18 protein-coding genes are annotated in these 17,844 nt (G+C 64.7%); 7 read left to right on the forward strand and 11 right to left on the reverse strand.

The annotated features are described in order from the left end of the window. Positions 1 to 31: 31 nt before the first annotated feature. From MJ602_RS12485 to MJ602_RS12495, 3 genes are all read left to right on the forward strand, one after another. Positions 32 to 1,564, forward strand: coding sequence for an acyl-CoA carboxylase subunit beta (locus MJ602_RS12485; RefSeq protein ID WP_243021099.1), 1,533 nt, complete (start codon positions 32 to 34; stop codon positions 1,562 to 1,564). 27 nt (positions 1,565 to 1,591) lie between these two features. After that, positions 1,592 to 3,640 (forward strand): acetyl-CoA carboxylase biotin carboxylase subunit, encoded by a 2,049-nt coding sequence (locus MJ602_RS12490; RefSeq protein WP_243021100.1) that lies wholly within the window; start codon positions 1,592 to 1,594, stop codon positions 3,638 to 3,640. Positions 3,641 to 3,748: 108 nt separating this feature from the next. Further along, positions 3,749 to 4,219, forward strand: a complete 471-nt coding sequence (locus tag MJ602_RS12495; RefSeq protein WP_243021101.1) for a VOC family protein — start codon at positions 3,749 to 3,751, stop codon at positions 4,217 to 4,219. 5 nt (positions 4,220 to 4,224) lie between these two features. Here MJ602_RS12495 and MJ602_RS12500 read toward each other — a convergent pair whose 3' ends face one another. Then, a complete protein-coding gene (locus tag MJ602_RS12500; protein ID WP_243021102.1) occupies positions 4,225 to 5,109 on the reverse strand; it encodes a universal stress protein in 885 nt (294 codons plus the stop codon). Positions 5,110 to 5,231: 122 nt separating this feature from the next. Between MJ602_RS12500 and MJ602_RS12505 the strand changes: the two genes are divergently transcribed. Together MJ602_RS12505 and bioB are read left to right on the forward strand one after the other, a co-directional pair. Next, complete coding sequence (locus tag MJ602_RS12505; RefSeq protein ID WP_243021103.1) at positions 5,232 to 7,973, forward strand: cation-transporting P-type ATPase; 2,742 nt, start codon at positions 5,232 to 5,234, stop codon at positions 7,971 to 7,973. A 283-nt stretch (positions 7,974 to 8,256) separates the two neighbouring features. After that, positions 8,257 to 9,330: a biotin synthase BioB gene (bioB, locus tag MJ602_RS12510; protein ID WP_243021104.1), complete on the forward strand. Its 1,074-nt coding sequence runs from the start codon at positions 8,257 to 8,259 to the stop codon at positions 9,328 to 9,330. A 79-nt stretch (positions 9,331 to 9,409) separates the two neighbouring features. Here the strand turns inward: bioB and MJ602_RS12515 are convergent, their stop codons facing one another. The 4 genes from MJ602_RS12515 to MJ602_RS12530 are packed head-to-tail and all read right to left on the reverse strand — an operon-like array spanning position 9,410 to position 10,635. Then, entirely contained in the window at positions 9,410 to 9,601 is a 192-nt protein-coding gene (locus MJ602_RS12515) for a YgaP family membrane protein (protein ID WP_243021105.1), read from the reverse strand. Between the two features lie 44 nt (positions 9,602 to 9,645). Continuing rightward, complete coding sequence (locus MJ602_RS12520) at positions 9,646 to 10,092, reverse strand: OsmC family protein (RefSeq protein WP_243021106.1); 447 nt, start codon at positions 10,090 to 10,092, stop codon at positions 9,646 to 9,648. Between the two features lie 18 nt (positions 10,093 to 10,110). Continuing rightward, on the reverse strand, positions 10,111 to 10,407 hold the full coding sequence (locus MJ602_RS12525) for a rhodanese-like domain-containing protein (RefSeq protein ID WP_243021107.1): 297 nt from the start codon (positions 10,405 to 10,407) through the stop codon (positions 10,111 to 10,113). Positions 10,408 to 10,425: 18 nt separating this feature from the next. After that, positions 10,426 to 10,635, reverse strand: a complete 210-nt coding sequence (locus tag MJ602_RS12530) for a YgaP family membrane protein (RefSeq protein WP_162016248.1) — start codon at positions 10,633 to 10,635, stop codon at positions 10,426 to 10,428. A 145-nt stretch (positions 10,636 to 10,780) separates the two neighbouring features. Here MJ602_RS12530 and MJ602_RS12535 point away from each other — a divergent pair, with 145 nt between their 5' ends. After that, complete coding sequence (locus tag MJ602_RS12535; protein WP_162016247.1) at positions 10,781 to 11,119, forward strand: ArsR/SmtB family transcription factor; 339 nt, start codon at positions 10,781 to 10,783, stop codon at positions 11,117 to 11,119. 180 nt (positions 11,120 to 11,299) lie between these two features. Continuing rightward, positions 11,300 to 11,713 (forward strand): lactoylglutathione lyase, encoded by a 414-nt coding sequence (gene gloA / locus MJ602_RS12540; RefSeq protein WP_162016246.1) that lies wholly within the window; start codon positions 11,300 to 11,302, stop codon positions 11,711 to 11,713. Between the two features lie 71 nt (positions 11,714 to 11,784). On the opposite strand, the gene MJ602_RS12545 is transcribed toward gloA, so the two are convergent. The 6 genes from MJ602_RS12545 to MJ602_RS12570 all read right to left on the reverse strand — a co-directional run bounded on the left by MJ602_RS12545 (position 11,785) and on the right by MJ602_RS12570 (position 17,843). Next, positions 11,785 to 13,032: a hypothetical protein gene (locus tag MJ602_RS12545; protein WP_243021108.1), complete on the reverse strand. Its 1,248-nt coding sequence runs from the start codon at positions 13,030 to 13,032 to the stop codon at positions 11,785 to 11,787. Positions 13,033 to 13,047: 15 nt separating this feature from the next. Continuing rightward, positions 13,048 to 13,959: a hypothetical protein gene (locus MJ602_RS12550; RefSeq protein ID WP_243021109.1), complete on the reverse strand. Its 912-nt coding sequence runs from the start codon at positions 13,957 to 13,959 to the stop codon at positions 13,048 to 13,050. Positions 13,960 to 14,146: 187 nt separating this feature from the next. Next, complete coding sequence (locus MJ602_RS12555) at positions 14,147 to 15,334, reverse strand: GGDEF domain-containing protein (RefSeq protein WP_162016244.1); 1,188 nt, start codon at positions 15,332 to 15,334, stop codon at positions 14,147 to 14,149. Positions 15,335 to 15,366: 32 nt separating this feature from the next. Continuing rightward, positions 15,367 to 16,059, reverse strand: coding sequence for a hypothetical protein (locus MJ602_RS12560; RefSeq protein WP_243021110.1), 693 nt, complete (start codon positions 16,057 to 16,059; stop codon positions 15,367 to 15,369). Continuing rightward, positions 16,056 to 17,036, reverse strand: a complete 981-nt coding sequence (locus tag MJ602_RS12565; RefSeq protein WP_243021111.1) for an MlaD family protein — start codon at positions 17,034 to 17,036, stop codon at positions 16,056 to 16,058. The genes MJ602_RS12560 and MJ602_RS12565 overlap by 4 nt, the downstream gene beginning before the upstream one ends. Before the next feature lie 6 nt (positions 17,037 to 17,042). Then, a complete protein-coding gene (locus MJ602_RS12570) occupies positions 17,043 to 17,843 on the reverse strand; it encodes an MlaE family ABC transporter permease (RefSeq protein ID WP_243021112.1) in 801 nt (266 codons plus the stop codon). Between the last annotated feature and the right edge of the window lies 1 nt (position 17,844).

Raw genomic sequence — 17,844 nt, forward strand, 5'->3', positions numbered from 1 at the left:
CACCACCCAAGTTCACTCAAAAGGACGAACCATGCAAGACATCCTGGACCAACTGGAGAAAAAGCGCGAGCTGGCCCGCCTGGGCGGCGGACAAAAGCGCATCGACGCCCAGCACAAGAAAGGCAAGCTCACCGCGCGCGAGCGCATCGAGCTGCTGCTGGACGACGGCACGTTCGAGGAATGGGACATGTTCGTCGAGCACCGCTGCACCGACTTTGGCATGGAAGGCAACAAGATCCCTGGCGACGGCGTGGTGACGGGCTACGGCATGATCAACGGCCGCCTGGTGTTCGTGTTCAGCCAGGACTTCACCGTGTTCGGCGGCGCATTGTCTGAGGCGCATGCCGAGAAAATCTGCAAGGTCATGGACCAGGCGATGAAGGTGGGCGCCCCCGTGATCGGCCTCAACGACTCGGGCGGCGCGCGCATCCAGGAAGGCGTGGCTTCGCTTGGTGGTTATGCCGACGTGTTCCAGAAGAACGTGATGGCCAGCGGCGTGATTCCGCAGATCAGCATGATCATGGGCCCCTGCGCGGGTGGCGCGGTCTATTCGCCCGCCATGACGGACTTCATCTTCATGGTCAAGGACAGCAGCTACATGTTCGTGACCGGCCCCGAAGTGGTCAAGACCGTGACGCACGAGGAAGTGACCGCCGAGGAACTGGGCGGCGCCGTGACGCACACCACCAAGAGCGGCGTGGCCGACATGGCCTTCGAGAACGACGTGGAGGCGCTGCTCATGCTGCGCCGCCTGTACAACTACCTGCCGCTGAACAACCGCGAAAAGCCGCCCGTGCGCCCCAGCAAGGACCCGGCCGACCGCGCAGACCGCAGCCTGGACACCCTGGTGCCCGACAACCCCAACAAGCCCTACGACATGAAGGAGCTGATCGTCAAGACGGTGGACGACGGCGACTTCTTCGAGCTGCAGCCCGAATACGCCAAGAACATCCTCATCGGCTTCGCCCGCATGGAGGGCCAGGTGGTGGGCATCGTGGCAAACCAGCCGCTGGTGCTGGCGGGCTGCCTGGACATCAAGAGCTCCATCAAGGCCGCGCGCTTTGTGCGCTTCTGCGATGCGTTCAACATCCCCGTGGTCACCTTTGTCGATGTGCCCGGCTTCATGCCCGGCACTTCTCAAGAATACGGCGGCATCATCAAACACGGCGCCAAGCTGCTGTACGCCTATGCCGAGTGCACCGTGCCCAAGATCACCGTCATCACCCGCAAGGCCTACGGCGGCGCGTACGACGTGATGGCTTCCAAGCACCTGCGCGGCGACGTGAACTTTGCCTGGCCCAACGCCGAAATCGCGGTGATGGGCGCCAAGGGCGCGGTGGAAATCATCTTCCGCGAAGACAAGGGCGACCCCGAAAAGCTCGCCGCCAAGGAAGCCGAATACAAGGCCCGCTTCGCCAACCCCTTCGTGGCCGGTGCGCGTGGCTTCATCGACGATGTGATCCTGCCGCACGAGACGCGCAAGCGCATCTGCCGCTCGCTGGTCATGTTGCGCGACAAGAAGCTTGAGAACCCCTGGCGCAAGCACGGGAACATTCCGCTGTAAGAAGAACAAGAAACCAGGAGATCACACATGTTCACCAAAATCCTGATCGCCAACCGTGGCGAAATTGCGTGCCGAGTGATTGCAACGGCCAAGAAGATGGGCATCCAAACCGTGGCCGTCTATTCCGACGCCGACAAGGAAGCCCGCCACGTCAAGCTGGCCGACGAGGCCGTGCGCATTGGCGCAGCGCCCTCGCGCGAGTCCTACCTGCTGGCCGACAAGATCATCGAGGCCTGCAAGCAGACCGGCGCGCAGGCCGTGCACCCCGGCTACGGCTTCCTGAGCGAGAACGAGGCCTTTGCCAAGCGCTGCGAGGACGAAGGCATTGCCTTCATCGGCCCCAAGGCGCATTCGATTGCGGCCATGGGCGACAAGATCGCGTCCAAGAAGCTGGCCAATGAGGCCAAGGTCAACACCATCCCCGGCTACAACGACGCCATTTCCGGCCCCGAGCAGGCGGTGGAGATTGCCAAGGGCATTGGCTACCCCGTGATGATCAAGGCCAGCGCGGGCGGCGGTGGCAAGGGCCTGCGCGTGGCTTTCAACGACAAGGAGGCGTTTGAAGGCTTCGCGTCGTGCCAGAACGAGGCGCGCAACAGCTTTGGCGACGACCGCGTGTTCATCGAAAAATACGTGCAGGAGCCGCGCCACATCGAGATCCAGGTGCTGGGCGACAGCCACGGCAACGTGGTGTACCTGAACGAGCGCGAGTGCTCCATCCAGCGCCGTCACCAGAAGGTGATCGAGGAAGCGCCGTCGCCCTTCATCAGCGATGCCACACGCAAGGCCATGGGCGAGCAAGCCGTGGCGCTGGCCAAGGCGGTGAAGTACCAGAGCGCGGGCACGGTGGAGTTCGTGGTCGGCAAGGACCAGGACTTCTACTTCCTCGAAATGAACACCCGCCTGCAGGTGGAGCACCCGGTGACGGAGTGCATCACCGGCCTGGACCTGGTGGAACTCATGATCCGCGTGGCGGCGGGCGAAAAGCTGCCGCTGACGCAGGCCGATGTGAAGCGCGACGGCTGGGCCATCGAGTGCCGCATCAACGCTGAAGATCCGTTCCGCAACTTTTTGCCCTCCACCGGCCGCCTGGTGCGCTTCCAGCCGCCCGAGGAGAGCATGTTCCAGTCCGACACCAGCAAGAAGCTGGGAGTGCGCGTGGACACGGGCGTGTACGAGGGCGGCGAGATCCCGATGTACTACGACTCGATGATTGCCAAGCTCATCGTGCACGGCACGGACCGCAACGACGCCATCGCCAAGATGCGCGCTGCGCTCAACGGCTTCGTCATCCGCGGCATCAGCAGCAACATCCCGTTCCAGGCCGCGCTGCTGGCGCATCCCAAGTTTGTGTCGGGGCACTTCAACACCGGCTTCATTGCCGAGCACTACGGCAAGGGCTTTGCGGCCGAGGACGTGCCGCACGACGACCCGCAGTTCCTGGTGGCGCTGGCCGCCTTCATGCACCGCCGCTACCGTGCGCGTGCCTCGGGCATCAGCGGCCAGTTGGCCGGGCATGAGGTGCGGGTGGGCGAGCAGTTTGTCGTGGTCACCCTGGGGGCCGAGGGCAAGAACCAGCACCACGAGGTCACGGTGTCCGACTTTGAAGACAAATCGGGCTCCAGCGCTGTGCTGGTGGGCGGCAAGAGCTATCAAATCAGTAGCACTGCAACGCTGGGCCAGATCCGTGTGCAGGGCAGTTGCAACGGCCAGGGCTTTACCGCCCAGGTCGAGCGCGGTGTAGGCAAGAACCCGCTGGCGCTGCGCATTGCGCACAACGGCACGCAGGTCGAGGCCATGGTGTTCTCGCCGCTGGGCGCACGGCTGCACCAGCTCATGCCCTTCAAGGCGCCGCCGGATCTGTCCAAGTTCCTGCTCTCGCCCATGCCTGGCCTGCTGGTGGACGTTGCCGTGCAGCCGGGCCAGAAGGTCCAGGCCGGCGAAAAGCTGGCCGTGATCGAGGCCATGAAGATGGAAAACATCCTCTTTGCCGCGCAGGACGGCGTGGTGGGCAAGATCGTCGCGGGCAAGGGTGAGTCGCTCGCGGTGGACCAGGTGATTCTGGAATTCCAGTGATCCAGCGCCATTCCGTGAAAAGGGGCCTTGCGCCCCTTTTTCATAGTTTTTTTAGGCTCTAGCGCCCGTATTTATTGCGCGAGCAGCTATCAAATCAGGAGTACATCAATGAGCAACGCAATCCGCCCCTTCAAAGTGCTGGGCATCCAGCAGGTCGCCATTGGCGGTACCGACAAGGGCCGCATGAAAAAGCTGTGGGTGGACATGTTGGGCCTGGAGCAGACCGGCACCTTCCAGAGCGAGCGCGAGAACGTGGACGAGGACATCCTGGCCATGGGGCAGGGCGCCTTCAAGGTCGAGGTGGACATCATGCAGCCGCTCGATATCGACAAAAAGCCCGCCGTGCACACCACGCCGCTCAACCACATCGGCCTGTGGATCGACGACCTGGCCGCGGCCGTGGAGTGGCTCACGGCCCAGGGCGTGCGTTTTGCGCCCGGCGGCATCCGCAAGGGGGCTGCGGGCTATGACATCTGCTTTTTGCACCCCAAGAGCAACGAGGAGTTTCCCGTGGCCGGTGAGGGCGTGCTGATCGAACTGGTGCAGGCACCGCCCGAGGTGATCGCCGCGCTGGGCTGACCCGCCTACACGGACACCAGCACGTCGCACTGCGACTCGGCCAGCACGTGCTTGGTGACGCTGCCCAGCAGCAGGTCGGCCACGGGGCCTTCGCCGTGCTTGCCCATGACGATCAGGTCGCAGTCCTGGTCTTGCTCCTGCTCCACGGTGCGCAGGGCCGGGTCGCCGTACTGAACGATGCAGTGGCATTCCTCACTGGCCAGGCCCGCTTGCACACGCAGGGCCTCCAGTTTTTCGGTGGCCACCTGGCGCGCCACCGTGCGGTATTGGGTGAGGGTGTCTTCCTCGACGCGGGCATAGCGCAGGTGGCCTTCAAACGGCACCTCGAAAGCGTGCAGCAGCACCAGCTCGGCACCAGGTGCGATGCGGCGCGCCAGTGCCAGCGTGCCCAGTGAGGCGTCAGAAAAATCCACGGGCACCAGCACGCGCCGGTAGCCTTCGTGCGGCGACTGCTTGACCACCAGCACCGGGCAGGGCGTGGTTCTGAGAATGCGCTGCGCCGTGGTGCCCAGCAGCAGGTGGCGCACCACACTTTCCCCCCGTGCACCGCAGACCAGCAGGTCCGCCTGCAGCTCCTTCACGATGCGTACCAGTTCGTTCGTCACTGCCCCGGTGCGGACATGGGTGTTCGCTGCCACGCCATGGCGTTGCCGCAGCAGGTCGGCCAGGGCCTGCACCTGGGCCTGGGCAGCCTCCAGCACGCGCTGGGGCATGTCTTGCGCCTGACCAGGCAGCCACTGGCGCAGATGGTCCAGCGGCGATAGATCGGCCACATGCAGCAGGTCCAGCGCAGCCTGGGTCTGGCGGCTGAGCATGGCGCCGCGCTCCGCTGCGCGCCGGGCAGGGGCGGAAAGGTCGGTAGCAACCAGAATGCGTTGGAAGGAGGTCATCGCGGTCCTCGTTGGGGGTTGGGCCATACTGGCAGCGCAGGCTGAACCATTGCGCTGGCATTGTCTCCCATCAGTGGAGCACAGCTTCCCAAACCATCCCGCCCACCACCGTTGCATTGCCCATGACACCGCCCAACCGTTCGAGCAAGCACACCAAGGTCCCTGCCAACCCACTCTGGCACACCTTGGGTACCGATCAGACCGAAGAAGCCCTGCGCACCGGCCCCCAGGGGCTGAGCGAGACCGAGGCCAGGGAGCGTTTGGCCACCCACGGCCTCAACCGCCTGGCGCCACCGCGCCAGCGTGGGCCGCTGCTGCGCTTTGTGCTCCAGTTCCACAACATCTTGCTGTACGTGATGCTGGGATCGGCGCTCATCACCGCGTTGCTGGGGCATTGGGTGGACACCGGGGTGCTGCTCATGGCGGTGGTGGTCAACGCCATCATCGGTTTTGTGCAGGAAGGCAAGGCCGAGTCGGCGCTCAACGCCATCCGGGCCATGCTCTCGCCCCACGCCATGGTGCTGCGCGACGGGGTTCAGCGTGAAATCGACGCCGCAGCGCTGGTGCCCGGCGACGTGGTGCTGCTGGCCTCCGGCGACCGGGTGCCCGCCGATTTGCGCCTGATCGCGCACAAGGAACTGCGCGTGGACGAATCGGCTCTGACGGGCGAATCCCTGCCAGCCGAAAAAGACACGGCCACCGTTTTGCCCGATGCGCCGGTGGGTGACCGCCGCTGCATGGCCTATTCCGGCACGCTGGTGGTGTACGGCCAGGCCAAGGGCGTGGTCGTGGCCACGGGCGTTGCCACCGAGTTGGGCAAGGTCAACCAGATGCTCTCGGGCATCCAGAGCCTGACCACGCCGCTGCTGCGCCAGGTGGACCATTTTGGGCGCGTGCTGGCGGTGGTCATTCTCGGCATCTCGGCGCTGACCTTTACGCTGGGCACCTGGCTGCGCGGGCACGATGCGTCCGAGATGTTCATGATGGTCGTGGCGCTGGCCGCATCGGCCATCCCCGAGGGGCTGCCCGCGATCATGACCGTGACCCTGGCGCTGGGCGTGCAGCGCATGGCCCGGCGCCACGCCATCATCCGCCGCCTGCCTGCGGTGGAGGCCCTGGGCTCGGTCACCGTCATTTGCTCGGACAAGACTGGCACGCTTACCCGCAACGAGATGACTGTGCAACGTGTGGTCTGCGCAGGCCATGTGTTCGACGTGGGTGGTGTGGGTTACGCCCCGGTGGGTGATTGCAGCATTGACGGTCGCACCATCGACGTGGCCCGCTACCCCGCACTGGCCATGGCGGTGCGCGCCGGTGTGCTGTGCAACGATGCCCGCCTGAACGAGGACACAGGCGTCTGGAGCGTGGTGGGCGACCCGACCGAGGGCGCCTTGCTGGTGCTGGGTGGCAAAACGGGCTTTACCCAGGAGCAGGGCGCGCAGGCCTGGCCCCGGCGTGACTCCATCCCGTTCGAGTCGCAGCACCGCTTTATGGCCACGCTGCACCAGGACGGCGATGGCGACGCCTGGATTTTTGCCAAGGGCGCGCCCGAGCGGATTCTGGACATGTGTGGCTCGCAACTGGCACATGACGGCGAAAAGCCCCTGGACGTGGACCACTGGCGCCGCATGGCCACCGACACCGCCGCGCAGGGCCTGCGCCTGCTGGCCCTGGCGTGCAAGCGCACCGACGCTGGCAAGGCGCAGTTGGACATGGCCGACATGGAGCATGGCTTCATGCTGCTGGCCCTGGTGGGCATCATCGACCCGCCGCGCGAAGAAGCCATGCAGGCCGTGCGCGAGTGCCACCACGCGGGCATCCGCGTGAAGATGATCACCGGCGACCATGCCGAAACCGCCCGCGCCATCGGTGCGCAACTGGGCATAGGTGCAGGCAAGCCCGCCATCACGGGCGCCGAGGTGGCGCTGATGGACGACGCCGCACTGCGCAGCGTGGCCATGGAGGTGGACGTTTTCGCCCGCGCCAGCCCTGAGCACAAGCTGCGCCTGGTGCATGCCCTGCAGGAAAACCAGCAGGTGGTGGCCATGACCGGTGACGGTGTGAACGACGCCCCGGCCCTCAAGCGTGCCGATGTGGGCGTGGCCATGGGCAAGAAAGGCACCGAGGCGGCCAAGGAGGCCTCCGACATGGTGCTGGCCGACGACAACTTTGCCACCATTGCCGCAGCGGTGCGCGAGGGCAGGGCGGTGTACGACAACCTCAAGAAGTTCGTACTGTTCATGCTGCCTACCAACGGGGGTGAAGCGATGGTGGTCATTGCCGCCATCCTGTTTGAACTGACGCTGCCGCTCACGCCCGCGCAGGTGCTGTGGATCAACATGGTCACATCCAGCACGCTGGGCCTGGCCCTGGCATTCGAGCCTGCGGAGCGTGGCCTGATGTCGCGGGCGCCCCGGCCTCCCGGCGAGGCCTTGCTGTCGGGCTTTTTTGTCTGGCGGGTGCTGATGGTGTCGGCCCTGATGATGACGGGCGCGCTGGGCCTGTTCCTGTGGGAGCTGCAGGCAGGCAGCAGCATCGAGGTGGCACGCACCATGGCCGTGAACGCCGTGGTGGTCGCCGAAATGTTCTACCTCGTCAACAGCCGCTTCATCCTGGCCCCGGTGCTCAGCCGCCAGGGGCTTACCGGCAACCGTATGGTGCTGTGGGCGCTGGCGGCCTGCATTCCGCTGCAATGGGCATTCACGCACACACCGCTCATGCAGGGAATTTTTGGCTCGGCGGACCTGAGCGCGCTGGAATGGGCCAAGGTGCTGGGGGCCGGCTTGCTGGTGTTTCTGGTGGCCGAGCTGGAGAAGTTTGTCATTCGCCGCAGCCCGATGGCGGCACGCCTGGTTCATGCCTGAAACATGCATTGGGGCGCCAGATCGGCGCCAATGAATGCGGTTGCAGCAAACAGCACCCTGTGGTTGCCAAAACGCCCTATCTGCACGCAAAAATACGTGCAGATAGGGCATTTTCTTGTGTCAAAATAATGGCGCAATATGTGAGCCGTGTGGCCGCAATACCCATGAATTTATGGGACAAAATCCTCCGCTGCGCTTCGCCATCATGAAAAGCATGGCGCAATTTGTTACCTGAACTGCCCTGGGCTGCACCAGGCAGGATCACGGACGTAGGAGGTATTGCATGACCCAGAACCTTGGCACCCAACCGGTGCAGCTGCATGTTCCAGTCCCACCAGCGCAGGCCGCTGTGCATCAGCGCTGGCCGGTGGCCGCTGTGCAGGCGCTGCTCGATCGCCCTTTGCTCGACCTGGTGTTCGAAGCTCAATCTGTGCACCGCCAGCACTGGCCCGAGGGCGACATCGAACTGGCCACGCTGTTGTCCGTCAAGACCGGCGGCTGCCCCGAAAACTGTGGCTATTGCCCGCAGTCCGCCGAGTTCGACACCGGCGTCAAAGCCCAAAAAATGCTGGAGGTGGACGAGGTGCTGCAGGCCGCGCAGGCCGCCAAGCAGGCGGGCGCCACCCGTTTTTGCATGGGCGCCGCCTGGCGCGCCCCCAAGGACCGCGACATCGACAAAGTGGCCGGCCTGATTTCTGCCGTCAAAGGTCTGGGGCTGGAAACATGCGCCACGCTGGGCATGTTGCAGCCGGACCAGGCCCTGGCCCTCAAGGCCGCCGGGCTGGACTACTACAACCACAACTTGGACACCGCGCCCGAGTACTACCAGGACGTGGTCAGCACACGCCAGTACCAGGAGCGGCTGGACACCCTGCAGAACGTGCGCGATGCGGGCCTGCGCGTGTGCTGCGGCGGCATTGTGGGCATGGGCGAGGCGCCCGTGCACCGCGCCGGGCTGATTGCGCAACTGGCCAACCTGAACCCCTACCCGGACTCGGTGCCCATCAACAACCTGGTGCGCGTGCCCGGCACACCGCTGGCCGAGAGCGAGCCGATCGACCCGCTGGACTTTGTGCGCATGATTGCCGTGGCCCGCATCACCATGCCCAAAGCACGCGTGCGCCTGTCGGCCGGGCGCCAGCAACTGGGCGAGGCCGTGCAGGCGCTGTGCTTTCTGGCGGGGGCCAACTCGATTTTTTACGGCGACAAGCTGCTGGTCACCGGTAACCCGGACGCCAACGCCGACCTGCAACTGCTGCGCAAGCTGGGCCTGCGCAGCCGCCAGACGCAGGAGGAGGGCGCTGCACCTGCCGCCAATGCAGCGCAGGGATGCGGCTGCGGTTGTACTTGCGGCTGAGAATTGCTATAAAAAATATAGCTTGTAGCGCCCGTGGATAGAGCGCTACAAGCCATTTTTACCAAGAGAAGTACGTGTTTTACTTTTTCATCGGACAGGTGTTGATGCCCAGCAACGTATAGGCCGGGCAAAAGCCGAACAGGCCCGTGGCCAGCGGCACGACACCGATCCAGCCCCAAACGCCCACCGTGCCCGTGGCAGCCAGGGCAATCAAGACCAACCCGGCGACGATGCGCAGGATGCGATCCAGAGATCCAGCATTGTGTTTCATATGGTTTTCCTTTCTGGTTGAAGTATGGAGATTGCCTGGCAGGGTCACTTGAGGCGCTGGCCGCTGCTGTCAAATACGTGCAGCTCAATGGGAATGCCCTGGCCCACGCTCTGGGTCACGGTGCAATAGGCCTCAAACTGGTCAAGCACGCGGTCCAGGTGCTCCAGGCTGGAGGCGGGTACGCCCAAGTGCAGGGCGGCGGTCATCTTGAGCACGCGCAGGCGCTTTTGCTCGTTGCGGCCGATCTCGGCGTCCACGGTGCAGTGCAATGGTTCGGGCGTCTGCTTGAACTTGCGCAGGGCAAACAGCAGCGAATCCGACAGGCAGTTGCCCACGGCAGCCGCCAGCAACTGCACGGGGGAGGGACCCTGCCCCGTGCCCAGCGGCGCGGGCTCGTCGGCCAGCAGGGGTGGAATCCCCTCGCCAAAATCGACCTGGAACTGGTAGTCCTGCTGTTGACGCAGGGTGATGCGGACGTTGCTCTCGCTCATGGCTATCCTTTGTAGGTATCAGTTGCGTTGAATGGCACGCCCCATCTGCATGGCCACCATGCCCACGGAGCCTCCGTTGCGTGCGCCGGTGTAGCCCATTTGCTGTAGCCACACCATGGCCATCTGCGAGCGGGCTCCGGACAGGCAGTACAGCAGCACCTCGGCAGACGGGTCTGGCAAGGCCTTGGGTGCGTCAACCTGCAGTCGATCCAGGGGCAAGTTCAATGCTCCTTCGACATGGCCAGAAGCAAACTCTCCGGGTGAACGAACGTCCACCAGGATGGGGGCGGCGTCAGTGCCGGTCTCGGAACCCATGCCCGAAGCCATCGGCAATCAGCAGCCCGGCTGGATGCCCAGCTTGCGCAAGATGTTTTCCAGCATGCACCACTTGGTGAACCCGCTTTGCAGCAGGTTGGCGCCTACAAAGGCGGTGAACGCCAGCCACCATTGGCTCATGAACAGCGGACTGCCTGGAATACCCAGGGCCAGGGACAGCAGGATGAAGGTACCCGCCAACAGGCGGACCACTTGCCAGGAAGTCATTGCAATCTCCTTCGCGATGCGTTGCAGAACATTTGTTGACTGAATTATTTAGCCAAACAGCTAATTAGTCAAACGATGTATCATGGCAACCCTGTGACAGCGATGTCTGCGGGTGCCTTTCAGCGCCCGCACTAGGAATATTCCGATGAAAAACCTCCCGCCAGAAGCCCTGCAGCAGGTCGCCGCTTACTTCCAGACGTTGGCAGAGCCCACGCGCCTGCGCATCCTCAACCTTTTGCGTGAGGGCGAACGCAATGTCGGTGAACTGGCCCAACTCTGCGGCTACACGGCAGCCAACATCTCCCGACATTTGTCCCTGATGACCCAGCAAGGCCTGGTACGCCGTGAGAGCCGTGGCACCAGCGTGTACTACAGCATTGCCGATGAATCGGTCTACGCGTTGTGCGATTTGGTCTGTGGCAGCATTGCGCGCCAGTACGAGCGTGCCACCAAGACGCAGCACGCCATCTTTTCGAGGGAATGAGGGGCAGCGTGGTTGGATCAGGCCTGGCGACGACGGAATACCCAGACCTCCTTGTTTTTATTATTTAACATAATATACATCGTATCTAGTATTGTAGTGATCCGAGATCAGCGGCACAAGCTGCATCGTGGATCACCACAGCGCCCAACCATACATTGCATCCCACGGCACAATGGGCCTATGAGAATCCTGCACACCATGTTGCGCGTTGGCAATCTCCAGCGCTCCATCGACTTCTACACCCAGGTGCTCGGCATGCAGTTGTTGCGCCAGTCCGAGAACCCTGAATACAAATACTCGCTCGCGTTCCTGGGTTTTGACGGCGGCAACCCCGGCCAGGCAGAAATCGAGCTGACCTACAACTGGGGCGTGGAGAGCTATGACATGGGCTCCGCGTATGGCCACATCGCCATTGGGGTACCCGACGCCTATGCCGCCTGCGAGCGCATCCGTGCTGCCGGGGGCAACATCACGCGCGAACCGGGGCCGGTCAAGGGCGGCAGCACGGTGATCGCCTTTGTGACCGACCCGGACGGCTACAAGATCGAGTTGATCCAGCGGCAGCACAGTGAAACCGGTGCAGGCTTGCGCTGACCATGGTGCCAAGCCAAACATTTGCTATCTATTTAATAGCATCTGACGCTTTATTTGCGGGCGCCAGAGCACTATTTGGCTTCAATTGATCGTCGTGTGAGCGCATCCACCTCGCGGCGGGCTGCTTCGGCGTCGCGGGCATATTCGGCCAGGTAGCGATCGCGCTCTTCGCTGCTCCATTCATCGGACGAAAAGCGCGCGAGCGGATAGCTGACACTCTGGTGCACCAAACCGGCCCAGCGCGGCATCAGCGCGCGGTCGGGAAAACGGTCGGGGATCAGCAGAAAGCCCTCCACGTCGCGCAAGCGCAGCGGAAAGGCGGGTGCCTTGTCACGTATCAGTGCGCCAAACACCTGCAAACGCATTTCCTGCTCACCAGAGCCCAGCTCCTGGTTGAACTGCACCAGGGCAAATGGCTTGCCTTGCGCATCGTCCACGCGGCCGCTGACCACATAACGACCTGCCGTGCGCACCTGCGCCTTGAGGTAAAAGTGGAGCGAACCGCCCTCCACCGCCTCCCGCACCCCGTGCCAGGTGGCGGGCACGGCGGGTGCGTACACCACGTCGAAATGCGCCACCCCTTGTCGCCCCTGCGCAGCCACCTGGGCCAGGATGCGGATGGTGCCGTCGTATTGACCAAAGCCTTGCTGTGCAGGGCTGAGCAAGGCGCTATGCACGCCGTCGCCTGCCAGCGCATCGGCACCGGTGCCGTTGTCAGCAAAGGCCAGGTCGGTTTGGATCAGCGGCACCGGCGTGCGCGTGTCCGGGACCGACTGGGCTGCTGCGCCGCGCACGATCAGCGGCAGGCGCTGGCCTTCTTCGTTCAGGGCCTCGATGGAAAAACGGGCCACGTCGGTACCGCTGAGGAAGACCCGATCCTGGGTGGTGCGTAGCCGCACGCCCTTGACGACATCGCCCTTGGCATCGCGCAAAGGGGTTTCTTCCGTCACCGGATCGAAAGGACGCACCTGGTCGGGGTGATCCGCCAGGGGACGCGACTCGTGCGGGTAGCGTGTGGCGTCGCGGTAGCTGGCATACACCTGCTCCGCGCGCTCGTAGCGGGCTTGCCACAAGCGCAGTTTTTCGGCCTGGGCCTGTTGCCCTGCAGCACTCAGGGGAGCCTGCGCGCCGGGCGTGGGCGGGCCCGACGCACCAGCCTGTCCCGGCGTGGCGAGGGTTGAAGCCATGGCGGACGAGGGCGCTGCGCTGGCGGCAGCCCCTGCCCCGCCCGCCGAGGCCCCGTCGCCCGCCAACCACCACCATGCCCCACCTACGGCAGCGGCGGCCAGGCCCGCCGCAATCCATGCCCGCGATGCCACCGGGTGTCCGCAGGGTCAGCGGGCGTTGGCGGCCATGTCGGCGCGCACCTTGGAGACCACCCCGCCCCAGTTGCCCCGGGTGTAGTGGTCGAGGGACTCGCTGTCGTCCCGGAACTGGACGCTGTGGTAAGCCCATTTCGCGCGCCCACCCTCGTTGGCCGCTGTGCCCAGGGTCAGATCGTTGCAAAACCAGTCCGAGGGGTTGCAGAAGCCAGCGCCACCGCTGCCCGACACACCGCCGGCCGAGTGGTAGGCCACGGCCTCATCGTCCTGTCCCGGCAGGATGCCCGAGTAGAGCGTGCCCTTGGCGCCCGCATACATGTAGAACCACTTGGCGCGGGTCTGGTTGTGGTCGTACATGGCGCGTGCGGTGGCCGTCTTGAGGTCGGATGTGAGAGGGTCCGACACCGCCCAACTGCCCACGTTGGCCAGCTCGCTGCCCCCGGCGGCCCCTGCGGCCACGTTGACCCACTTGATATTCCACCCCGTTTGGGTGCTGCCATCGGTGTTGCCGCACACCCCCGAGGCATTGGGAGTGGCATTCTTCTTGTAACGGGCAGATCCGCCGTAGAGCGACAGCGCATAGCCGATCTGCAGGTTGCCTGCACTGTGCGCGGCGATGTAGCACCAGTTCTGCCCGGTGCAGTAGCAGTCCAGGGCGTCGCGGATGCGGTAGTTCTGGTCGGCAATGCGGTTGTAGCCGTCCCAATTGACCGATTTTTTGTTGACCCCCGCCTCGGTGCTGGCAGGGCCCCAGTACGTGAAGTCGGCATGGTTGCCCGGCTGGCCGCCTCCGGTGCGGCCATTGATCCAGAGCGAATAGTTGGTGGCATACACCCCTGTGGCCAGCGCCCCCAGCAGTGCCACCGCACCCAGCGCCCAGCGGCGCGGACGGATTCGAGAAATGTTCAGGCCCAAAGTACGCATCAGGATTCCCTCTCGTCGTGGTGATTGGTCTGCCATCCCTGCCACTGGGATGCACAACCGCGCCCTGGGGATGGTGATGCAGGTCAAAAACGAACGGTCGTGCGTGAAAAAGTATCCAGATATTGCGAGCGCTTGCGCATTGGCAATAACCCTGCTGTCCGACGCAGCCCACAGCCAGGGCTGGCGGTCATCCGCCCGCCGCGGTGCGGGGGTCGGCCGCGCAAACGCGGTTGCGCCCTTGCTGTTTGGCCTGGTACAAGGCCTGGTCCGCAGCGCGCAGGGCCGCGTCCCACTGGGCTGCGTTGTGCACCGCAGTGCATACCAGACCCACGCTGATGCTCACGACCCCTGCGGTGGGCGAGGCCACATGCGGCAAACCCAGCGCCTGCACGGCTTGGCACATGCGCTGGGCCAGGGCCATGGCATGGTCGGCGTCCACGTCGTACCACAGCACCACAAACTCCTCGCCGCCATAGCGGGCGCAAGCGTCCAGCGGTCTGCGGGCATGCTCGGCAATCACATGGGCCACCGACTGCAAGGCCACGTCACCGGCCGCATGGCCGTAATGGTCGTTGTAGTGCTTGAAGTGGTCCACATCCACCATGGCGATGCCGATGCTGCGCCCATCCCGCAGGGCCTCGCGCCATATGCCTGTTGCCCTGGTACTGAAGGCGCGGCGGTTGAGCAGTCCGGTGACGAAATCACGCTCGGCGAGCTTGTGCATTTGCACCATGGAGCAAAAATTCTGACGTACTGCTTGCTCCAGAAAATGGTTTCCAAAGCATCCAATCAGGTTGGCAGTGGCCAGAAAAAACGCGTTGTACAACAGTGTGTCGCCATTCAGGCCGACGTGAAGCTCCATGGCCACATAGGCCAGGAACACCAGCCACCCGCAGAGGGAAGCAGCCACAAAGCGCAGCCCGGTCAAAAAATAGGAAAAGAAGGTGGCCAGGATGATGCCTTCATAAGGCAAGCCGAAGGCGTGCACCCGAGCGACCCAGATGATGCCCACGATCCCCAGTCCGCTCGCCAGCGCCGAAGCACTGACCAGCCATTGCAGCCATTCACGCAGGCTGCGCACGTACAAGGCAACCCAGGTCAGCGCGAGCACCGGCACGATGCCGCCCAGCCGCAAGCCAAGCACGCCGTCGCGCACTAACGGCGGCAGGCTCAAGGCATCCAGCATTGCGAAGGCCAGGAACAGCGCCAGAGCCACCGGCAGCGACTTTCGCATGCGGGGCAGAAACTCTGCCAGGTGGTAGCGGCGAAAGTCGGCTTCCAGCGCCGCATCGGCAAAGCGCAGACGCAACCACCCTGCCCGCGCAAAAGCCCCTGTCGATGCGCGGGCGCCGTTCGCTGGCTCAGGGCTGACCATGGCAAGTGTGGGCGTGGTGTGGAGGGCCGTCTTCAGGGCGCAGCGCCCTGCTCCACCAAATCCATGCGGCGCCGAATGCGGGCGGCGACATCGGGTTGACCGCCCTGCTCTGCCCACTGCCGCTGCACCCCCAGCCAGGCCAGCAAGGGCCTGCGCCAGCCCTGCTGCGACGCGGTGTCCACAGCTGCCTGCACCACTGCAGGCGATGCCTGAGACCGGCGCAGCAACACCCCGGCCGCCACCAAGCGCGCCAGCGGGTCAGAAAGCTGCAGGACGTGGGCAGCGGCCGCAGCGTCCGTGGTGGCAAGGGCCAGGGCCTGCTGTGCGGGTGGCAACAACGCCGCCTGCACGGGGTCCAGCGTCTGGCCAGCCAGATAGGCGGCGTAGGCCCGCTCTGGCCCGGCAGCATCGGTGCGCAGGGCCTCGAAGCGAGGGCAGTCCCAGGGCATGGCGCTGGCAGTTTGTGCGGCACATTGCAGCAGCTCCAACCGTGCCATGCGTGCGGGTTGGCCAGTGCGGGCAATGGCTTGGCGGGCGTGCTGCCATTCCAGTGTCGCCACCCGTTGGTTCCCGCTGAGGTAGGCCTCCAGCGCACGCTGCGATGCGCCATGCGAATCCATTTGCCACGCGGGTGTGGGGGGCTGGCTGGAGCATGCTGCCAGCAGCAGACACAGGGTGGCAGCGGCGGCTGTGCGCCCTGTCCAGGGGATGGCGTTCGCAGTCATGGCAGCTTGATTTCCGTATCGCGGGCAAACGGCCATTTGCGCTGGATGTCGCCCACCAGTTGGTCGATCTTGCGCAGGTTGGACTCCACCTCGGCACGCAGCGCCCCCAGATCGGCCGTGCCCTCGCGCACATTGGCGCCGACGGCCTGGGCCTCGGCCAGCACGGCGTCCACCTTCTTCAGCGTGGCGCGGGTGTCGGCCAGCAAGCCACCCAGCTGCGCGACGCTGGCCTGCACCTGGGGCATCAGGCCCCCAGGACCGTACAGCTGGGTGTCGGTCTTCGCGGCCAGGCCGTCGATGCGGGTGAGCAAGGCGTTGGTGCGGTCGAGCGCCGCCAGCACCTTGCCTGCATCCTGCGCATTGCCCATGAGCACCTGCAATGCGCCGCCAGGGGCATTGAGCCGCTCGGTCAGCGTGCGCACCTGGGCCAGGCTGCTGGCCAGGGCGGCGTCCTGTGCGGTCAGCGCATTGAGGTTGCCCAGCAGTTCACGTGCACTGGCCATGAGCTGCGGGATCTCCGACGTGGCATCGCCGCGCAGCACCGGGCGCACGGCCCCGTCGGGCAGCGGGTCGTCGTTGAGCAGGCCCGAATACGCACGAATGGCCGTACCTCCCACCACACCGCGCACCAGGGTGAACACGCTGGAGACACGCAGCCAGTGCGCGTCCTTGCGCGCCACATCGACAACGATGCGTGCATTGCCTTCGTCGGCCAATTCAATGCGGCGCACCCGGCCGATGGGAAAGCCAGAAAACGTCATGTCCATGCCCACCACCACGCCCTCGGAGTCGTCGGCCACCAGCACCAGGGTCTGGGTGGGCTCAAAGGCGCCGCGCGCATACAGCAGGTACATCACCGAGCCGACGATGAGTGCCAGCGTGAACAGCAGCAGCGCGGCGGCCTTGAGTTCGAGGTGTGCGACCGGGCGCAGCGCTTCGGGCGCAGCCGGGGGTGGGGACGGTGGGGTGGCGTTCATACCTTCTCAGTAGTAATTGCCCACGAGCGAGGCCACTTCGATCAGCAGCAGCACCGCAAACATGCGCGCCAGGCCGCCCAACTCGCTTTGCTGCGACAGGGCTTGGCCTTCATCGTACAGGGCAGAGGCCAGCGGGATCACCGCCACGGCCAGGCTGGACAGCAGCGTCTTGATGCCAAAAACCAGTGTCACCGCAGGCGAAAACACCTGGCCGAACATGCGTGTATAGCTGGGCAAGCCCGCCAGATTGAAACCGTACACCCCCAGGTAGGCCATGACCAGGGCCACCACGCAGGACAGTGCCGCCAGCGTGATGCAGGCAAACACCCCAGCAGCCACGCGCGGCAACAGTTCGGCGCGCACCGGGTCGGCACCGGCGCGGCGCAGAGCGTCCAGATGGCCCGCATGGCGCAATTGGGCCAGCGCCGCGCCGCTTGGAATGGTGCATCGCAAGGCAACAAACAGCGCCGCCGTCAGCGGGATGAGCTCCAGCACCAGCACGCGGATGACCATCTCCAGCGCATAGGCGGTGAGCCCATAGCTCAGCGCCGTGACCACCACAATGCGTGTGAGCACCAGGCTCAGCAGCGCGGCCAGCACCGTAAAGCCCGGCAGGATGGGGGCTGTTTCCAGATAGATGCGCTGCATCAGGCTGCGCCGTGCTGGGTGGGCGTAGGTCGATGGCGACAGTGCCAGCACCAGCACCACCGCTCCCAAATACACCATGCGCCCCCAGGCAAGCACACGGCGCTGCAGGGCCATCCACAGGCGGGCATGCAGGGCTGGCGGTGCAAGGCGGTGCAGCATG

This window comes from Simplicispira sedimenti, assembly GCF_022760965.1.
In the GTDB taxonomy this organism is placed as follows: Bacteria; Pseudomonadota; Gammaproteobacteria; order Burkholderiales; family Burkholderiaceae_C; genus Simplicispira; species Simplicispira sedimenti.